The organism is Rhodococcus xishaensis (assembly GCF_004011825.1).
GTDB lineage: Bacteria > Actinomycetota > Actinomycetes > Mycobacteriales > Mycobacteriaceae > Prescottella > Prescottella xishaensis.
Genome location: NZ_RKLO01000001.1, coordinates 346,647 through 365,660 on the forward strand (window position 1 = coordinate 346,647; position 19,014 = coordinate 365,660).

18 protein-coding genes are annotated in these 19,014 nt (G+C 65.9%); 16 read left to right on the forward strand and 2 right to left on the reverse strand.

Annotated features, from left to right (window positions below):
- Nucleotides 1-275: 275 nt before the first annotated feature.
- The 5 genes from EGT50_RS01740 to EGT50_RS01760 all read left to right on the forward strand — a co-directional run bounded on the left by EGT50_RS01740 (nt 276) and on the right by EGT50_RS01760 (nt 4,750).
- Nucleotides 276-509, forward strand: a complete 234-nt coding sequence (locus EGT50_RS01740) for a redoxin NrdH (RefSeq protein ID WP_127950876.1) — start codon at nt 276-278, stop codon at nt 507-509.
- Nucleotides 510-569: 60 nt separating this feature from the next.
- Nucleotides 570-1,028, forward strand: a complete 459-nt coding sequence (nrdI, locus tag EGT50_RS01745) for a class Ib ribonucleoside-diphosphate reductase assembly flavoprotein NrdI (protein ID WP_127946386.1) — start codon at nt 570-572, stop codon at nt 1,026-1,028.
- A 62-nt stretch (nt 1,029-1,090) separates the two neighbouring features.
- The gene (nrdE, locus tag EGT50_RS01750; protein ID WP_235870558.1) at nt 1,091-3,172 is read left to right on the forward strand and encodes a class 1b ribonucleoside-diphosphate reductase subunit alpha; all 2,082 of its coding nucleotides are present in this window, start codon (nt 1,091-1,093) and stop codon (nt 3,170-3,172) included.
- Nucleotides 3,173-3,233: 61 nt separating this feature from the next.
- Complete coding sequence (gene nrdF / locus EGT50_RS01755) at nt 3,234-4,208, forward strand: class 1b ribonucleoside-diphosphate reductase subunit beta (RefSeq protein ID WP_127950878.1); 975 nt, start codon at nt 3,234-3,236, stop codon at nt 4,206-4,208.
- Between the two features lie 155 nt (nt 4,209-4,363).
- A complete protein-coding gene (locus EGT50_RS01760; RefSeq protein WP_127950879.1) occupies nt 4,364-4,750 on the forward strand; it encodes a VOC family protein in 387 nt (128 codons plus the stop codon).
- Between the two features lie 75 nt (nt 4,751-4,825).
- Here the strand turns inward: EGT50_RS01760 and EGT50_RS01765 are convergent, their stop codons facing one another.
- Nucleotides 4,826-5,839, reverse strand: a complete 1,014-nt coding sequence (locus EGT50_RS01765; RefSeq protein WP_127950880.1) for an ABC transporter substrate-binding protein — start codon at nt 5,837-5,839, stop codon at nt 4,826-4,828.
- Between the two features lie 391 nt (nt 5,840-6,230).
- Between EGT50_RS01765 and ctaD the strand changes: the two genes are divergently transcribed.
- The 8 genes from ctaD to EGT50_RS01805 all read left to right on the forward strand — a co-directional run bounded on the left by ctaD (nt 6,231) and on the right by EGT50_RS01805 (nt 14,968).
- A complete protein-coding gene (gene ctaD / locus EGT50_RS01770) occupies nt 6,231-7,967 on the forward strand; it encodes an aa3-type cytochrome oxidase subunit I (RefSeq protein ID WP_127950881.1) in 1,737 nt (578 codons plus the stop codon).
- A 145-nt stretch (nt 7,968-8,112) separates the two neighbouring features.
- Nucleotides 8,113-9,339 (forward strand): phosphoserine phosphatase SerB, encoded by a 1,227-nt coding sequence (gene serB / locus EGT50_RS01775; RefSeq protein WP_127950882.1) that lies wholly within the window; start codon nt 8,113-8,115, stop codon nt 9,337-9,339.
- Nucleotides 9,336-10,085 carry a peptidyl-tRNA hydrolase gene (locus tag EGT50_RS01780; RefSeq protein ID WP_127950883.1) on the forward strand — a complete coding sequence of 250 codons (750 nt, stop codon included), beginning with the start codon at nt 9,336-9,338 and terminating at the stop codon, nt 10,083-10,085. Before serB ends, EGT50_RS01780 begins: the two co-directional genes overlap by 4 nt.
- Nucleotides 10,086-10,177: 92 nt before the next feature.
- Nucleotides 10,178-10,999: an ABC transporter ATP-binding protein gene (locus tag EGT50_RS01785; RefSeq protein ID WP_206615703.1), complete on the forward strand. Its 822-nt coding sequence runs from the start codon at nt 10,178-10,180 to the stop codon at nt 10,997-10,999.
- A gap of 146 nt (nt 11,000-11,145) precedes the next feature.
- The gene (locus EGT50_RS01790; protein WP_235870559.1) at nt 11,146-11,955 is read left to right on the forward strand and encodes an NUDIX hydrolase; all 810 of its coding nucleotides are present in this window, start codon (nt 11,146-11,148) and stop codon (nt 11,953-11,955) included.
- Nucleotides 11,956-11,975: 20 nt separating this feature from the next.
- Nucleotides 11,976-12,755, forward strand: a complete 780-nt coding sequence (locus tag EGT50_RS01795) for an enoyl-CoA hydratase/isomerase family protein (protein ID WP_127950886.1) — start codon at nt 11,976-11,978, stop codon at nt 12,753-12,755.
- Between the two features lie 63 nt (nt 12,756-12,818).
- Complete coding sequence (locus EGT50_RS01800) at nt 12,819-13,793, forward strand: class I SAM-dependent methyltransferase (protein ID WP_127950887.1); 975 nt, start codon at nt 12,819-12,821, stop codon at nt 13,791-13,793.
- A gap of 17 nt (nt 13,794-13,810) precedes the next feature.
- On the forward strand, nt 13,811-14,968 hold the full coding sequence (locus EGT50_RS01805) for a THUMP-like domain-containing protein (protein ID WP_127950888.1): 1,158 nt from the start codon (nt 13,811-13,813) through the stop codon (nt 14,966-14,968).
- A gap of 35 nt (nt 14,969-15,003) precedes the next feature.
- Here the strand turns inward: EGT50_RS01805 and EGT50_RS01810 are convergent, their stop codons facing one another.
- Nucleotides 15,004-16,311, reverse strand: a complete 1,308-nt coding sequence (locus EGT50_RS01810) for an outer membrane protein assembly factor BamB family protein (protein ID WP_127950889.1) — start codon at nt 16,309-16,311, stop codon at nt 15,004-15,006.
- 161 nt (nt 16,312-16,472) lie between these two features.
- Here EGT50_RS01810 and ald point away from each other — a divergent pair, with 161 nt between their 5' ends.
- From ald to EGT50_RS01825, 3 genes are all read left to right on the forward strand, one after another.
- On the forward strand, nt 16,473-17,603 hold the full coding sequence (ald, locus tag EGT50_RS01815; protein WP_127950890.1) for an alanine dehydrogenase: 1,131 nt from the start codon (nt 16,473-16,475) through the stop codon (nt 17,601-17,603).
- Nucleotides 17,604-17,745: 142 nt separating this feature from the next.
- A complete protein-coding gene (locus EGT50_RS01820; RefSeq protein ID WP_127950891.1) occupies nt 17,746-18,168 on the forward strand; it encodes a hypothetical protein in 423 nt (140 codons plus the stop codon).
- A 56-nt stretch (nt 18,169-18,224) separates the two neighbouring features.
- Nucleotides 18,225-19,010 (forward strand): acyltransferase, encoded by a 786-nt coding sequence (locus tag EGT50_RS01825; protein ID WP_127950892.1) that lies wholly within the window; start codon nt 18,225-18,227, stop codon nt 19,008-19,010.
- Nucleotides 19,011-19,014: the final 4 nt, after the last annotated feature.

A 19,014-nucleotide genomic window follows, 5' to 3' on the forward strand; every position in this document is an offset into this window, starting at 1 on the left:
TGTAGGTGTGGCGGAAATCACGATGAAAATGTGACCTGCGACACGCTGATGACTGGCTCTGGGAGGGGTGCCGACCTGGGAATTTCAAGCATGTCACTCACAAGATCTCGGGTTATGCGCTTCTGTCGGACACAAGGTGTAGTGTCTAGACAGCCGGAAGGGCACCACGGGAACGAGTTGGATCCCGGACTTGAAAACGGGCCCCGCTCACGGCGTAGAGACTGCACAAACCCAAGCTCGTCACGCTCGCTAGGCCATTGGAAAGAGGGACCAATATGAGCATCACCGTCTACACCAAGCCCGCCTGCGTTCAGTGCAATGCCACCTACCGTGCTCTCGACAAGGTCGGTCTCGATTACGAGGTCGTCGACATCTCCGAGAACCCCGACGCCCGCGACTACGTGATGGCCCTGGGATACCTCCAGGCCCCCGTCGTGGTGGCCGGTGACGATCACTGGTCGGGGTTCCGTCCGGACCGCATCAAATCCCTTGCCGCAAGCGCCGCCTGAAACGGCGGGAAGCGCGGCCGCGGGTTCTGATCCACGCTCGATCGAAGATGGTGAACACCGATGGCATCGCTGGTGTACTTCTCCAGCGCGTCGGAGAACACACACCGATTCGTCCAACGACTCGGTGTCCCCGCTACGCGCATTCCGCTTCATGACCGCGACGGCACGTTCGAGGTCGACGAACCGTACGTCTTGATCGTCCCCACCTACGGGGGCGGCACGACGGCAACGGGGCGCGACACCAGCTACGTACCGAAGCAGGTCATCCGATTTCTGAACAACCAGCACAATCGTTCTCTCATCCGGGGAGTGATTGCTGCCGGCAACACGAACTTCGGCGAATCCTATTGCTTCGCCGGGAACGTGATCTCGCAGAAGTGTCGGGTCCCGTACCTGTACCGCTTCGAACTCATGGGAACAGCAGAGGACGTCGTCGCCGTGCGCGAGGGCCTCGAACAATTCATGGAGAGTGAACAGTGGCACCGACCATCACAGATTCAGCCCCGGCTGGGGGTGTAGAGCGCGCCGTGGCACTACCCGACGCGTCCGCGAGCGAGCTCGACTACCACGCGCTCAACGCGATGCTGAACCTGTACGGTCCGAACGGCGAGATCCAGTTCGACAAGGACGTCGCCGCGGCACGTCAGTACTTCCTTCAGCACGTCAACCAGAACACCGTCTTCTTCCACAACCTGGACGAGAAGCTCGACTACCTGGTCGAAGAGAACTACTACGAGGCAGAGGTCCTCGACCAGTACTCACGCGAGTTCGTGAAGTCGCTGATCGACCGGGCATACGCGAAGAAGTTCCGCTTCCCGACGTTCCTCGGCGCCTTCAAGTACTACACCTCCTACACGCTCAAGACGTTCGACGGTAAGCGCTACCTCGAGCGGTTCGAGGACCGTGTCTGCATGGTCGCGCTGACCCTCGCGGCCGGCGACGAGGACCTTGCCACCCACCTCGTCGACGAGATCATCTCCGGGCGCTTTCAGCCGGCCACCCCGACGTTCCTCAACTCCGGCAAGAAGCAGCGCGGAGAACCCGTGTCGTGCTTCCTGCTGCGCATCGAAGACAACATGGAGTCCATCGGCCGGGCCGTCAACTCGGCGTTGCAGCTGTCCAAGCGCGGTGGCGGAGTTGCCTTGCTGCTCACCAACGTTCGTGAGCACGGCGCGCCGATCAAGAAGATCGAGAACCAGAGTTCGGGCGTCATCCCGATCATGAAGCTGCTCGAGGACTCCTTCTCCTACGCGAACCAGCTCGGTGCCCGACAGGGCGCGGGCGCCGTCTACCTGCACGCACACCACCCGGACATCTACCGGTTCCTCGACACCAAGCGCGAGAACGCCGACGAGAAGATCCGCATCAAGACGCTGTCGCTGGGTGTGGTGATCCCGGACATCACGTTCGAGCTCGCGAAGAAGAACGAGGACATGTACCTGTTCTCTCCGTACGACGTCGAGCGCATCTACGGCGTGCCGTTCGCGGACATCAACGTCACCGAGAAGTACCACGAGATGGTCGACGACAAGCGGATCCGCAAATCGAAGATCAAGGCCCGCGAGTTCTTCCAGACGCTGGCCGAGCTGCAGTTCGAGTCGGGCTACCCGTACATCATGTTCGAAGACACGGTGAACCGGGCGAACCCGATCGAGGGCAAGATCACCCACTCCAACCTGTGCTCGGAGATCCTGCAGGTCTCGACGCCGTCGTACTACAACGACGATCTGTCCTACAGCCAGGTCGGCAAAGACATCTCGTGCAACCTCGGTTCGCTCAACATCGCCAAGACGATGGACTCGCCGGACTTCGCACAGACCATCGAGACCGCGATCCGAGCACTGACCGCCGTCTCGGACCAGACGCACATCTACTCGGTGCCGTCGATCGAACAGGGCAACAACGACTCTCACGCGATCGGCCTCGGGCAGATGAACCTGCACGGCTACCTTGCTCGCGAGCGGATCTTCTACGGCTCCGAAGAGGGCATCGACTTCACGAACATCTACTTCTACACCGTCGTCTACCACGCGATCCGCGCGTCGAACCTGATCGCGAAGGAACGCGGCACCTACTTCAAGGGCTTCCCGCAGTCGAAGTACGCGTCGGGCGAGTTCTTCGACAAGTACACCGACCAGGTATGGGAGCCGGCGACGGTACGGGTAAGGGCTCTCTTCGCCGACGCGGGCGTGCACATCCCCACTCAGGAGGACTGGCGCGAGCTGAAGGCGTCGGTGCACAAGTACGGCATCTACAACCAGAACCTGCAGGCTGTGCCGCCGACCGGGTCGATCTCGTACATCAACCACTCCACCAGCTCGATTCATCCGGTGGCGTCGAAGATCGAGATCCGCAAGGAAGGCAAGATCGGTCGCGTCTACTACCCGGCGCCGTACATGACGAACGACAACCTGGACTACTACCAGGACGCGTACGAGATCGGCTACGAGAAGATCGTCGACACGTACGCCGCGGCCACGCAGCACGTCGACCAGGGTCTGTCCCTGACGTTGTTCTTCAAGGACACCGCCACCACGCGTGACGTCAACAAGGCTCAGATCTACGCGTGGCGCAAGGGCATCAAGACGCTGTACTACATCCGCCTGCGTCAGATGGCACTCGAGGGCACAGAGGTGGAGAACTGCGTCTCGTGCATGTTGTGACGGTGAAACGGGCTGTAGCGAAACGGACTTCGAGAATGGGCTCGAACGGAGTGAGGGAATCGTGAGCGAGAAGATCAAGCTGATTGATCGGGTGTCGGCGATCAACTGGAATCGCGTGCCTGATGAGAAGGACTCCGAGGTGTGGGACCGTCTCACCGGCAACTTCTGGCTGCCGGAGAAGGTTCCGGTGTCAAACGATATCCCGTCGTGGGCCACTCTCACCCCGCACGAGCGTCAGCTCACGATGCGGGTGTTCACCGGACTGACGCTTCTGGACACCATTCAGGGCACCGTCGGGGCCGTCAGCCTCATCCCGGACGCGGTCACCCCACACGAGGAGGCCGTGCTGACCAACATCGCGTTCATGGAGTCGGTGCACGCGAAGAGCTACTCGCAGATCTTCTCGACGCTGTGCACCACACGAGAGATCGACGACGCGTTCCGCTGGTCCGAGGAGAACCCGAACCTGCAGCGCAAGGCGCAGATCGTCCTCGACTACTACCGAGGTGACGATCCGCTCAAGCGCAAGGTCGCGTCGACCCTGCTCGAGTCGTTCTTGTTCTACTCGGGCTTCTACCTGCCGATGTACTGGTCGTCACGCGCCAAGCTCACCAACACAGCCGACATGATCCGCCTGATCATCCGTGACGAGGCAGTGCACGGCTACTACATCGGCTACAAGTACCAGCGCGGTCTCGAGCAGGTCAGCGCAGCCGAGCGCGAAGAGCTCAAGAACTACACGTTCGAGTTGCTGTTCGAGCTCTACGACAACGAGGTCGAGTACACGCAGGACCTCTACGACGAGGTCGGGCTCACCGAGGATGTCAAGAAATTCCTGCGCTACAACGCGAACAAGGCGCTGATGAACCTCGGCTACGAGGGCTTGTTCCCCAAGGACGAGACGGACGTCAACCCGACGATCCTGTCGGCCCTGTCGCCCAATGCGGATGAGAACCACGACTTCTTCTCGGGATCGGGTTCGAGCTACGTCATCGGCAAGGCCGTCAACACCGAGGATGAGGACTGGGACTTCTAGTTTACCTTGCTGCTGTGGCCGAATGGCGAAACGCCACTGAAAGGCGTTCGCACGGGCGGAGATTCGCTTGAGCCGTTGTCAGAGAGGGTGGGCTGCGCCTACTGTCGAACTGTAGGACCGAGCCGAAATACCCGACGATGATCGAGGAGACGGCAATGAGTGGTCGAGTAGTGCACTTCGAGGTCCCGTTCGACGACGGTGACCGAGCACGCAATTTCTATCGGCAGGCGTTCGGTTGGCAGCTCACCGAGATGCCCGAGGTGAAGTACACCGGTGTGTCCACCGGGCCGGTCGCGGAGTCAGGGATGGCGGCCGAGCCCGGGTACATCGGCGGCGGGATGTTCGAACGCGTCGAGCACTTGCCGAAGGGGCCGGTGATCACGGTCGGCGTGGACGACGTCGACGCGGCGCTCGCCAAGATCGAGTCGCTCGGTGGGGCAACCGTCTCGGCGAAGCAAGCGGTTGGCGAGTTCGGGTTTGCGGCGTACTTCCGGGACCCCGAGGGCAACGTCATGGGGCTCTGGCAGTCCGCGCAGGGCTGACCTGCCACCGCGTGGACCGGCGGGGGTGCAACGAATTCCGGCACCGCCAGTGTGTTCCCAGCCGACGCCGCGTGCCTAACTGACGTATGCGTTGAGGCTTTGCTGCAGATCACTGAGGACCGCGCGAGCCGCGACTACACCGTTGCCGGCGTTCCAGACCTCGTCGTCGACGGCGAAGACGCGGTTGTCGGTCACTGCTCCGAGGTCGCTCCAGGCGTCGGATTCCATCACCGAGGTTCCATGCGCGAGCCCGTCGGGTCCGTCGAAGCTGACGTAGATCAGGTCACCCTCGGCGTCGGCGAGATCGTCGATATCCTTCGACGCCACTTCGATTCGCTGGTAGGCCGGACGCTGGACATCCGCGTCGGCGAGCACCTGACCGGAGAAGCTGCCCGGTCCTTCGATTGAGGTCTCGCCCGAACTGAACCGGATGACCGACGCCTGGGTCTGACGTGCGTTGATCTCGGTGCCGATCCGAGCCGCGTCGGCCGTGTACGCGTCGAGCGCCTGCCGTGCGGCGCCCGAGCGCCCGAGCGCCCTGCCGGCCGCGAGGAACTGCGACTTCCACTGGACCGGATCGTCGCCGACGAACACGGTAGGCGCGATGGCGTCGAGTCGGTCGGCGAGGTCGGGCGCGGCCGGGACGGATCCGAGGATCAGATCCGGCGCCGCCTCCGTGATCTGGGCGACATCCGGTGCAGACTCGGGACCGACACTGGGCAGCACCGAGATTCCGGTTCCGAGATACGACGGGTGCGGGTCGTCGCCAGGCGCTGTCGCCGCGCCCACGACACGTTCCCACAACCCGAGGGCGCAAACGGAATCCATTGCAGCGCTGTCGAGTACGACGATGCGTTGCGGATCGGGCGCGCCCGGGTCGGGTGCTGTGGGTCTCGCACACGCAGCGCTGGTGTCGCGTTCGACGTTCACGACACCCGCGCCGGCGATCTTGGTCGTCGTCCGCACGATGGTGCTCGCGTCGTCGTCCGTAGAGTCAGCGCACGCGGTGAGCCCGGCCAGGACCGCGGTTGCCGCGACCACGGTGACGGCGGCGCGGCGGACGGTGCGAACGGGCTGGGAACTGGACAAGGCGTCGACTTCCTGTTCGGCGAGCACGGAGTGTTGCAGGCCGATCCAGGCTAGCTGTTGTGTGGATTCCCACGAACCGCGGCGCGAGGTCGCGTCGGCCCTGTTACGCCGCGCACGAGCGGCGAGGCCGTGAGAACCCGATCGCCGAGGTGGTCGTTGCGCACGGGGGCTGCACCCCGCCTGGCCGGTCGGGACCAAAGTCCTGCTCGCGCCCCTACTGGCCGGAGGGTGGAAGGGCCCAATTACGACGGGGAGTAGGACCCGGTCCAAATGGTCCGAAAGGACCGTCTACGATTCGATGAGCGCAAGCCAGGAGAACGTCCGCCTCGAGCAATGGGGAGGGGTTCGGAGCGGGCCTGCGGAGCGACCAAGGGCACATTCAGGAGGATCAGTGACTGCCGTAGCGCCCCAGCCAGTCAGAGAGGTAGCCACGCGGCCGTACCCGCCGCGGCAGGGACCCAAGGGCTCATTCATCTACAAGATGGTCACGACCACCGATCCCAAGGTCCTCGGGATCATGTACCTGGTCACCTCGTTCGCGTTCTTCCTCATCGGCGGCCTGATGGCGCTGATAATGCGCTCCGAGCTCGCGGTTCCCGGCCTGCAGTTCCTGTCGAACGAGCAGTTCAACCAGCTGTTCACGATGCACGGCACGATCATGCTGCTGCTGTACGCGACCCCGGTCGTGTTCGGCTTCGCGAACTACATCGTTCCGCTGCAGATCGGTGCGCCCGACGTCGCGTTCCCGCGCCTGAACGCGCTCAGCTACTGGCTGTACCTCTTCGGCGCCCTCATCACGACGGCCGGCTTCATCACCCCCGGTGGTGCGGCGGACTTCGGTTGGACCGCCTACACCCCGCTGACGAGTGCCGTGTACTCGCCGGGCCTGGGCGCTGACCTGTGGATCATGGGTCTGGCCGTCGCCGGACTCGGCACGATCCTCGGTGGTGTCAACTTCATCACCACCATCGTGTGCCTGCGTGCACCCGGCATGACCATGTTCCGGATGCCGATCTTCACGTGGAACATCCTCGTCACCAGCCTCCTCGTGCTGCTGGCGTTCCCGATTCTGACGGCCGCATTCTTCGGGCTGTTCGCCGATCGTCACCTCGGTGCCCATATCTTCGATCCGGCCTCCGGCGGCGTCCTGCTGTGGCAGCACCTGTTCTGGTTCTTCGGTCACCCCGAGGTGTACATCATCGCGCTGCCGTTCTTCGGCATCGTCTCGGAGATCTTCCCGGTCTTCTCGCGCAAGCCGATCTTCGGCTACAGCGGCCTGGTCTACGCGACCATCGGCATCGCGGCGCTGTCGATCGCGGTGTGGGCGCACCACATGTACGCCACCGGCGCGGTGTTGTTGCCGTTCTTCTCGTTCATGACGTTCCTGATTGCGGTCCCAACAGGTGTGAAGTTCTTCAACTGGATCGGCACGATGTGGAAGGGCCATCTGACCTTCGAGTCACCCATGCTGTTCTCGGTCGGATTCATCGTGACCTTCCTGTTCGGCGGCCTGTCGGGTGTGCTGCTGGCGAGCCCGCCGATCGACTTCCAGGTCACCGACTCGTACTTCGTGGTCGCGCACTTCCACTACGTCCTGTTCGGCACCATCGTGTTCGCCACCTACGCCGGCATCTACTTCTGGTTCCCGAAGATGACAGGACGCTTGATGGACGAGCGCCTGGCCAAGTGGCACTTCTGGACCACGTTCATCGGCTTCCACGCCACCTTCCTCGTGCAGCACTGGGTCGGGGCCGAGGGCATGCCGCGCCGCTACGCGGACTACCTGCCCTCCGACGGGTTCACCACGCTGAACACGATCTCGACAATCGGTTCGTTCGTCCTCGGTGCCTCGACGCTGCCGTTCCTGTGGAATGTCTTCAAGAGCTACCGCTTCGGCCAGGTCGTGACCGTCGACGACCCGTGGGGCTACGGCAACTCGCTCGAGTGGGCCACCAGTTGCCCGCCGCCGCGGCACAACTTCACCGAGCTGCCCCGGATCCGCTCGGAGCGTCCGGCGTTCGAGTTGCACTACCCGCACATGGTCGAGCGCATGCGGGCCGAGGCCCACGTCGGACCGGGACACGGCGGCAAGCACGCCGCCACGGTCCTCGAGGACAGCAAGCCTTAGAGGCCCGGTAGGTCCGCGCACTATCGGAAGGCCCCGCCCATGGGCGGGGCCTTTCCGTTGTCTGCGGGTGTGACTTGGCAGAATGGGGGCGGATTTCAATCCAGGTTGTTCGAGGTTGTTCGAGTTGAACGAACGGAGTTTCTCCTTGGGTGCGTCAGACGCCACGGTTCTGGTGACGGTTACGGGTCCGGACAAGCCCGGCGTCACCTCGGTGCTCTTCGGTGCACTCTCACGTCACCAGGTGAGCTTGCTCGACGTCGAGCAGGTGGTGATCCGAGGGCGGCTCACCCTGGGTGTCCTGGTGAAGTGCCCAACCGACCCCGAGTCCCTGCAGGAGGAACTCGAGGAGGCGATGGACACCGTCGGCATGTCCGTCGACGTCGAGATCGGCGCCGATCCGGACGCCCGCCAGCAGGTTTCAACGCACGCCGTCGTCGTTCTCGGTAGCCCGGTGAGTGCGCGGGCGTTCCGCGCACTTTCGCGGGAGCTGGCCCGACAGGGCGCCAACATCGACTCGATCCGCGGTGTCGCCGACTACCCGCTGACGGGGCTCGAGCTGATGGTCACGGCCTCGGGCGCCGGTGCCGAGGCGGACGCGCAGCTGCGTGCCGGCCTTGCCGAGGTCGCGGCCGGCGTGAACGTCGATGTCGCGGTCGAGCGCGGGGGATTGGCAAGGCGCGCCAAGCGGCTCATCGTCTTCGATGTGGACTCCACCTTGGTTCAGGGGGAGGTCATCGAGATGCTTGCGGCCCGCGCCGGTGTCGAGGACGAGGTCCGCGCCGTCACCGAGGCAGCGATGCGCGGCGAGATCGACTTCACCGAATCTCTGAACCAGCGCGTTGCCACCCTCGCCGGGCTCGATGCATCCGTCATCGACGAGGTCGCCGCCAACCTGCAGCTGATGCCCGGCGCGCGGACGACGATCCGTACCCTGCGTCGTCTCGGCTACCACTGCGGCGTCGTCTCGGGTGGCTTCCGACAGGTGATCGAGGGCCTCGCTCACGAACTCGAACTCGACTTCGTCCAGGCCAACACGCTCGAGATCGTCGACGGCAAGCTCACCGGCCGTGTCACCGGCGACGTCATCGACAGGGCCGCCAAGGCGACCGCGTTGCGCAAGTTCGCGGCCGGGGCAGGTGTTCCGATGGAGCAGACCGTCGCGGTCGGCGACGGCGCCAACGACATCGACATGCTCACCGCCGCCGGTCTCGGTGTCGCGTTCAACGCGAAACCGGCGGTGCGCGAGGTCGCCGACGCCGCCCTGTCGCACCCCTTCCTCGACGCGGTGCTGTTCGTGCTCGGTGTCACCCGCAACGAGGTCGAGGCCGCCGACGCCGTCGACGGAGTCGTGCGGCGCGTGCCCATCCTATGACCCTGATCGGGGAGGGCTTCGGGGCACGTCACGCCGTGCTGGCTGCCGGGTACGGCAGCCGTCCGGACCCGTTGGATGCGGCGAAGGTGCTGGCGATGCCGATCGTGCTGCACATCCCCAAGGCCGACCCGCCGGCGCGGAGCGCTGTCCTGGCCGCGGCGGCCGCGGCCACCGTCGCGCTGTGCCTCGACGCGCGGGTAGGCCTAGATGCTCAAGGGATACCCGGACCGTGGCAGGGAGCCTTCCGGGAGTGGACCGGCGCACGCATCCGCAAGGTCGCCCGACGCGCCCGCGGCGCCCAGTGGGTCGCCGCTCAGGAAGTCGACGGCGTGACCGTCGACCTGGACGGTGCGCAGGCCCGCGCCCTGGTGCCGGGGCGGGTCGGAGACCTCGACGCGCGGATCAAGAAGCTGCAGATCGAAGGCACAGACCTCGAGCACGACGACCCGGGGCCGGTCCCCGACGGTGTGCCGACCCTGTGGGTGAATGCGTCGCTCGCAATGACCGTGGGTAAGGCCGCCGCACAGGTCGGTCACGCCTCGATGCTCCTTGCCGGCGCGATGTCCACCGCGCGGGCGGTCGCGTGGGCGACCGACCGCTACTATTGCGCCGTCCGCGATGCGGACGAGACGACGTGGGCCTCGCTCTGTGACGAGGTCGCCCGTGGCCGGGCGATCGCGGTACGTGACGCTGGGTTCACCGAGATAGCGCCCGGTTCGATGACGGTCATCGCGCCCCTCCGCTGAGCGGGGGAGCGACGTGCAGGTCCGGTCCAGTCGGAGGCCTCCGGGGGCGGTACGCGAAGATGATCACCGTGTCGAACACGAAGGTGGTGGCTGTGTCGGAACCAGACCCTGATTTCCTCATCGATTTCGAAGATGTTCTGATTCGCCGGGGCGGAGCGACCCTCGTCGGCCCGGTCTCCTGGAAGGTTGAACTCGACGAGAAGTGGGTGATACTCGGCCCCAACGGTGCGGGCAAGACAACCCTGATGCGCATCGCCGCCGCCGAGGTCCACCCGACATCCGGTGGTGCGCACCTTCTCGGCGAGCGCCTCGGGAGCGTCGACGTCACCGAGTTGCGCCCCCGCATCGGCCTGTCGTCGTCAGCCCTCGCGAATCGGGTCCCGGCCGACGAGGTCGTGAAGGATCTGGTTGTCTCCGCCGGGTATGCGGTCCTGGGCCGTTGGCAGGAACAGTACGAGAACATGGACACCGACCGCGCGATCGACATGCTCGAGAGTCTTGGCGCCGAACACCTCGCAGACCGCACCTACGGGACACTGTCGGAGGGTGAGCGCAAGCGTGTGCTCATTGCCCGCGCACTCATGACCGATCCGGAATTGTTGCTGCTCGACGAGCCCGCCGCCGGTCTCGACCTGGGCGGCCGTGAGGAGCTCGTCGCACGTCTGAGTGATCTCGCCGAAGACCCCGATTCGCCGGCGACCGTGCTGATCACGCATCACGTCGAGGAGATCCCGCCCAGCTTCACGCACGCGCTGCTGCTGTCCGAGGGGCGCGTCGTCTCCCAGGGCCTGCTCGACGACGTCATCACCGCCGAGAATCTCAGCGCAGCGTTCAGCCAGTCGATCAGCCTCGACCGCGTCGGCGGTCGGTTCTTCGCCCGGCGCACCCGCCGTCCGGGGCTGCACCGCGCGTGAGGACCGCTCGATCCGGCCTGACACGCCGGGGCACGTCCTCGATGGGGCTGGTGGTGAGGCCTGGTTCACACGGGGCGTAGGTTCCCGGTATGGGAACCAGTCGAGACGCGGGCGCCTCTTCCCCCGGCGCCACACAGCAGCCCGTAATGTTCGACGAGACGCAGACCGCGTCCACCGCACCCACGCCGAAGGACGCGTCGACAGTCATTCTCGTGCGTGACGGGCAGTCGGGCGTCGAAGTGTTCCTGCTGAGGCGGGCCACGGAGATGGCGTTCGCAGGTGGCATGACGGTGTTCCCGGGCGGCGGCGTCGACCCCTCCGACGGTGTCGCCGACGTGCGCTGGGCGGGACCGCCCGTGTCCTGGTGGGCCGAGCGATTCGGTGTCGACGAACCCAGTGCCAAGGCCCTCGTGTGCGCGGCCGTCCGGGAGACGTTCGAGGAGTGCGGAGTACTGCTGGCCGGCCCGACCGAGGACAGTGTCGTCGAGAGCACCGCCGGGTTTTCGGAAGCACGGCGTCAACTCGAGGCGCGGGAGTTGTCGTTCGCGGACTTCCTTGCGCGCGAGAACCTTGTTATGCGAACCGATCTGCTGCGACCGTGGGCCAACTGGATCACCCCGGTCCAGGAGGGGCGTCGTTACGACACGCGTTTCTTCGTCGCGATCCTGCCGGAGGGGCAGGACGCCGACGGCGAGACATCGGAGGCGGCGGAGGTCGCATGGCGGACGCCGGCCGCGGCGGTGGACGACTGGCGCGAGCGCCGCAGCGTCCTGTTGCCGCCAACCTGGAGTCAGCTCGCGACGCTGGAGCAGTTCGACGACGTCGACGCGATTCTCGCTGCCGAGCCGGAGATCTCACCCATCCTGCCGGAGTTACGCTTCGTCGACGGCAAGCCGTGGGTGTTGTTCCCGGGTGACGCGGGCTACTACGGCACCGGGGCGCTGCCCTGGGGGTGACGCCCAGTAGCCTGGGCCGCATGGCTGAGTTTGTGACCCTCGAGGTTTCCGAAGGCATCGGCACGATTCGTCTCGCGCGCCCCCCGATGAACGCCCTGAACCGTCAGGTGCAGGAGGAGATTCGGGCTGCGGCACGGCACGCGAGCGTCGATCCGGAAGTCAAGGCTGTCATCGTGTACGGCGGGGAGAAGGTGTTCGCTGCGGGCGCCGACGTCAAGGAGATGGCAGAGCTGGACTTCGGTCAGATGAGCGACATCATCGCCGAACTGCAGTCGGCCCTGGGGTCGATCGCCGACATCCCGAAGCCGACGGTCGCCGCGATCACCGGCTACGCGCTCGGCGGGGGCCTCGAGGTCGCGCTCGGCGCGGATTACCGCGTCGCCGGCGACAACGCCAAGCTCGGCGTCCCGGAAATCCTCCTCGGCATCATTCCCGGCGGGGGCGGAACGCAGCGCCTGGCCCGCCTGGTCGGCCCGGCGAAGGCCAAGGACATGGTCTTCACGGGACGCTTCGTCGGCGCCGAGGAGGCCCTGCAGATCGGTCTGATCGACGAGATGGTCGCGCCCGACGAGGTCTACAACGCCGCCCGTAAGTGGGCATCTCAGTTCACCGGCGCCGCCGGTCGCGCGCTGGCCGCCGCAAAGGCCGCGATCGACCAGGGCCTCGATGCCGACCTCGCGACGGGCCTGAAGATCGAACAGCACCTGTTCGCGTCACTGTTCGCGACCGCTGACCGCACCATCGGTATGGAGTCGTTCATCGAGAACGGTCCGGGCAAGGCGAAGTTCACCGGCAAGTAGCCGCACCGAGAAGGCCAAAAGGTAGAACTTGTTCATCCGTTACCTTTCGCTAGGATTCCCCGCATGAGTGCAAGCCCGACAGATCCCACTCCCAACCCGCACGCCACCGCCGAAGAGGTCGAGGCTGCGATGCAGGACACGAAGCTCGCTCAGGTCCTCTACCACGACTGGGAGGCCGAGACCTACGACGAGAAGTGGTCGATCTCGTACGACGAGCGCTGCATCGACTACGCGCGCGGTCGGTTCGACGGCGTGGCCGGCGATCAGCCGCTGCCGTACGAGCGGGCACTGGAACTGGGCTGCGGTACGGGCTTCTTCCTGCTCAACCTGATGCAGGGCGGCGTCGCGAAGACGGGGTCGGTCACAGACCTGTCGCCGGGCATGGTCAAGGTCGCCCTGCGCAACGCCGAGAACTTGGGGCTTCCGGTCGACGGCCGGGTCGCCGATGCCGAGACGATTCCCTACGACGACGACACCTTCGATCTCGTCGTCGGGCATGCGGTGCTGCACCACATCCCGGACGTCGAGCAGTCGCTGCGGGAGGTGCTGCGGGTCCTCAAGCCCGGCGGCCGCTTCGTGTTCGCCGGTGAGCCGACGACGGTCGGCAACTTCTACGCCCGCTGGCTCGGCCGCGCCACCTGGGCGGCGACGACGAACATCACCAAGCTGCCGTTCCTGTCGGATTGGCGTCGACCCCAGGCCGAGTTGGACGAGTCCTCCCGCGCCGCCGCGCTCGAGGCCGTTGTCGACCTGCACACGTTCGATCCCACTGATCTCGAGAACATCGCCAAGTCCGCCGGTGCGGTCGAGGTGAAGGCGAAGACCGAGGAGTTCGCCGCGGCCCTGCTGGGCTGGCCGGTACGCACGTTCGAGGCGGCCGTCCCGCCGGAGAAGCTCGGCTGGGGCTGGGCCAGGTTTGCGTTCGGTAGCTGGAAGTCGCTCAGTTGGATCGACGAGAAGGTGCTGCACCGCGTTGTGCCCCGCGGATTCTTCTACAACGTCATGGTCACCGGCGTGAAGCCCGGCGCCACCGACTGAACGACCCGCACGACGTATTGGGCTACCCCTTCACGATCGACGACGTCGACTACCTGCGCAGCGACGAGGGCGCCGCGGCGCTGGCGATGGTCGCAGGTTCGGAATTGTCCACGCGCACGCGTCTGGCCGATATCGGCCGGGCGCGTGCGCGCTTTGGAGAGCGGGCGGGCCCGCTGATCGAGACGGTCTTGCTGCGGCGCAAGGCGCAGGCCAAGCTCGTCGACGCCGACTCGTGGCTGTTCACCGGCGACGCACTGCAGCAGGCGACGCCGCGCGTGGTCGCTCGGCACCGTGGGACCCGGTTGACGGGTCGACGTGTCCACGACGTCACCTGCTCGATCGGTACAGAGCTGTCGGCCCTGATCGAGCTGACGGATGTCGCGATCGGCAGCGACCTGGACCCGGTGCGGCTGGCGATGGCCGCGCACAACGTGCCCGGGGCGACCCTTCTGCGCGCGGACGCGCTGCACCCGTGCACACGGGACACCGTCGTGGTGGCGGACCCCGCGCGTCGGTCAGACGGCAAACGCAGGTTCGATCCGGCCGCATCGATGCCGCCGTTGCCGGATCTGCTGGATGTCTACGCGGGCCGCGATCTGGCGGTCAAGTGCGCCCCAGGCCTCGATTTCGATCGGCTGGGCTGGGATGGCGAAGTGGAGATCGTCTCGCTCGACGGCGGTGTGCGTGAGGCGTGTCTGTGGTCGCCGGGACTGTCGGATCCGGGTGTTCGACGCCGGGCGAGCGTGCTGCGCTCGGACGGGACGGCGTGGCAGATCACGGACACCGAACCGGACGACATCCCCGAGCGCGAACCGGGGGAGTGGATCATCGAGCCGGATGGCGCCGTCGTCCGTGCGGGACTGGTGCGCCACTACGCGGCCCGGCACGGGCTCTGGCAGCTGGATCCGCGGATCGCCTACCTCACCGGTGACCGCGTGCCCGAAGGGGTGCGCGGGTTCCGGGTGCTGACCCGGCTCGGGTATACGGAGAAGGCCCTGCGGCGGGAGTTGGCCGCCCGCGACTGCGGTTCGGCCGAGATCCTGGTCCGGGGGCTCGACATCGATCCGGCGGTGCTACGCCCGCGCCTCAAGCTGCGCGGCACCACGCCGCTGTCGGTGGTGCTCACCCGGATCGGGCATGCTCCCGTCGCGTTCGTGTGCGCCGCACGAAACTAGGCCGCGCGGAACTGAGGCCGCCCCGAACTGAGTAGTCACTTCAGGACGAACAACTCGCCGATCAGAGTCGGGGTGAGTACCTCGCCGTCTGGTCCGATCGAGGTGCCGGCCGTGAACCCGGTGGCGCCGGGAAGCGCGTCCTCGTCGACGGTCTCGCCGGTTTCGGTGTCGAAGGTGAGCAATGCGACGCCGTCTTCGCCGTCACGTACCGTCGTGTAGCCCGTCGAGCCGGCAGCCTGGGCCGCGGCACCCACCTGAGTGAGATCGCCTCGCTCCCAGATTGATTCGGCCCGGTCCCCGCGATCCCGCAGCGCCAGCAGGAGGCCGTCTTCTCCGCCGGCCGGGATGATCAGCCCGTCGGCCGATACGGATGGGCTACCGAGCGGCCTGTACCCCAGGTCGTAGCTCCACTTGGCCTCCCCGGTGGCGGCGTCGACTGCCCACAGTTGGCTGGCGTTGTCGTTGGTGTACACGGTTCTCCCGTCCGCCGACAGGACTGGCGCGGACGCGGCCCCGTCCTCGAGGATCGTCGTGGACCAGTCGGTGTCGATCCGGGCATCGTCCCCACCCGTGTACGACATCGCGACCAGGTCGGCCTGCGTCGCCCCGGGTCGCCAGAACGTGAGCACGAACTGGCCGCTGTCCAGATCGATCGCGGGGGAGTTCGCTACCGGGCACGCGGCCGTACCGTCGAAGCACGCGTCCAGGCCGAGCCCGTTCGGGATGGGCGCGACGTTGATCCCCTGCGTGTGCGACGCCGGCGGGATCAGGTCGTACGACGGGACCACCTTGAAGCCGGTCTGGGGGTCGAGCACGTTGATCTGGCCGAGTTGCGTGACGAAGAGAAGATTGCCGTCACCGGTGAACTGGGCGGACAGTGGGGTGCCGGTCACCGGTGTGCGCCAGCGCAACTGACCGTGCTCGTTGAACGAGCTCATTGCGCCTTCCTCGCCGACGTACACGTTGGCCACTGCGTCCACGACCGGCGCACCTGTCGCGGCGCCCGGGCCGATCGCGTTGCAAAAACGCTTGCGGCCGGAGTCCATCTGGAAGGACAGAAGATTGCAGCCCTGCTCGGTCTGCGAAGTCAGGAAGATCTGGCCGTTCTCCGCGACCGTCGCGCGGGTGGGCGTCGGGCCGCCGATCGGTCGCGACCACGCGAATTCCAGCGAACGCGACCCCGTCAAGGGGCTCGTGTCGCTGTTGCGGGCGTCAGCGTGCATCCCTGGCCAGCCGGCCGCCCCGAAGACGTTCTCTGTGCCGGAATCCCCGCCGCATCCTGCCAGTAGGAGGGCCGAGATCGTCGCCAGCGCCGCCGCCGACGACCTGAGGGCACGCCGCATTAGATCTCCTCGAATCGGAATTTGCTCGGACCAGAGACTATCCCGGCCGGGATTCGGCGTCGTCGAACCTCCCCGGCGTATTTCGTGGGACCCTCGACGAAGACCTATCGGCGACGGTCGACGTGGCGTTGAACCGCTTGCTTCGGCGGAGGAGAGACATCATGAGAATCGGGGTGCCGAAGGAGATCAAGAACGGCGAGCTGCGGGTCGCCTTGACGCCGCTCGCTGTCAACGAGCTCCGGGCGCAGGGGCACGAGCTGCTTATCGAGCGTGGGGCGGGCGACGGGTCGTCGCTGCCCGACGAGGAGTTCGTCGCGGCCGGCGCCCGCATCATGGATCGGGCGGACCAGGTGTGGGCCGAGGCGGACCTGATCGTGAAGGTCAAGGAGCCGCTGGAACCTGAGTACGCGCTGATGCGGCGCGGGCAGATTCTCTTCACGTACCTCCATCTTGCAGCGTCGCTCGAGTGCACCCAGGCGCTGCTGTCGAGTGGTGTCACCGCCATCGCGTACGAGACGGTTGAGCTGGCTGACAGATCACTGCCTTTGCTCGCGCCGATGAGCGAGGTAGCCGGCAGGCTTGCAACTCAGGTGGGGGCACACGCACTGCAAGCGAGCGCGTCGGGCGAGCGTCGGGGGCGCGGAATCCTGCTCGGCGGCGTGCCGGGCGTTGCGGCGGCCCGCGTGGTCGTCATCGGCGCCGGCAACGCCGGAATACACGCGACGGCGGTCGCGGTGGGCATGGGCGCGCGGGTGACCGTGCTCGATCGTGACGTCGCGAAGCTGCGGTGGTTGGACACACAGTTCGGTTCGCGCATCTCGACGGCCGTGTCCACCCGGACCGAACTCGAGCGGACACTCCTTGATGCGGACCTGGTGATCGGTGCGGTCCTGGTTCCCGGTGCTCGTGCACCGCATCTGGTCTCGTCCGAGTTGGTCTCCCGCATGTTGCCGGGGAGCGTGCTGGTCGACATCGCGATCGACCAGGGCGGGTGCTTCGAGGACTCGCGCCCCACCACTCACGACCAACCCACATATATGGTTCACAATTCCGTTATTTATGCCGTGCCCAATATGCCAAGCATTGTTCCGCATACGTCGACGCGCGCCCTCGTAAATGTCACGCTTCCGTTCGTATCCGCGGTTGCGGGAAAGGGATGGCGTGCTGCGATGCGCGACGACCCTTCTCTCGCGAAGGGACTAAACACCTGGTCCGGGCAGGTGACGCACACCCCAGTCGCGCTCGCGCACTCTCTCTCTTACGTAACGGTGGACAACGCCCTCCGCGGCTGATTCGACTGATTCGCGTGAACGTCATCGATGGAATTCCCGAGTTTCATGATCGTTGCAGATCATTTATGAATTCCACTCCGATACTCCGCCGAAAATTGTGTCTAATGGTTTCATGCAGCCGGGAACGCGAACAGAATCCGAAGTGCAAGCGGGGGAAACTGTTGCGCACGGGACGGCTGATGCGTCGTCGGCGCCCAGAACCGAGGAGGACGCGTCGGACGCAGACGTCGACGAGGCAGACGTCGACGAGGCAGACGTCGACGAGGAGGACCACCTCCTCGCGTCCCCGCTGGCCGGCCGGATCGTCACCGCGGCGCTCGTCACCGGAACGGCGGCGATGGTGGGCATCGTCATGGTGTCGTTCATCGAGATGGTCGTCACTGGCGCCCTCGGCGCAGCGACCGCGTATCTGGTTGCGCACGACGACGGCTTGGCGCGCCGGACGCGGCACCGCCGCTCCCGCCTGCTCCACGCCCCTGTCCCGCCTAGGTGGAGGTCGGCGCGCCAGTCTTGGCGCGCGGGGGACTGGCGCGAGGACGACGTCGCCGGACGTCATGCCGCCTAGCCGCCACCGAGGGCGCGTGATGAGACGCACAACGGTGGTCCGTAGGCTTATATCTCATGACGAGCATGTGGGGCGCACCGTTGCGCACGAGGTGGCGCGGATCCCGACGTCGCGATAGTGAGCAGGCCCGCTTCCTGACGCTGGGTTCGCTGAAGTGGGTGATCGCGAACAAGGCGTACACACCGTGGTACCTGGTCCGCTACTACCGGTTGGCAAAGTTCAAACTGGCGAACCCGCACATCATCACGCGCGGCATGGTGTTCCTCGGCAAGAACGTCGAGATCCACTCGACACCGGGACTGTCGCGGATGGAGATCGGCAAGTGGGTCCACATCGGCGACGGCAACGCCCTGCGGTGTCACGAGGGTTCGCTCCGGATCGGCGACAAGGTCGTCTTCGGTAAGGACAACGTCGTCAACACCTACCTCGACATCGAGATCGGCGCATCGACTCTCGTCGCGGACTGGTGCTACATCTGCGACTTCGATCACCGGACCGAGGACGTCACGGTCCCGATCAAGGATCAGGGCATCGCCAAGGGCCCCGTTCGTATCGGTCCGGACACGTGGGTCGCGGCCAAGGTCTCGGTCCTGCGCAACACTCGCGTTGGCCGTGGCTGTGTGCTCGGTGCGCATGCCGTGGTCAAGGGAGACATCCCCGACTTCAGCATCGCCGTCGGTTCCCCGGCGAAACCGGTCAAGAATCGCCTCGCCGACTGGGAGGCCGGCGCCGAGGAGCGGGCGAAGTACATCGCGGCGCTCGAGGACATCGCCCGCAAGAAGGGCGCGGCTGGTGGTAGTGCTGGGGCTCTGGTGAACGGCAACGGAACCGGCACCAAGTAGTGAT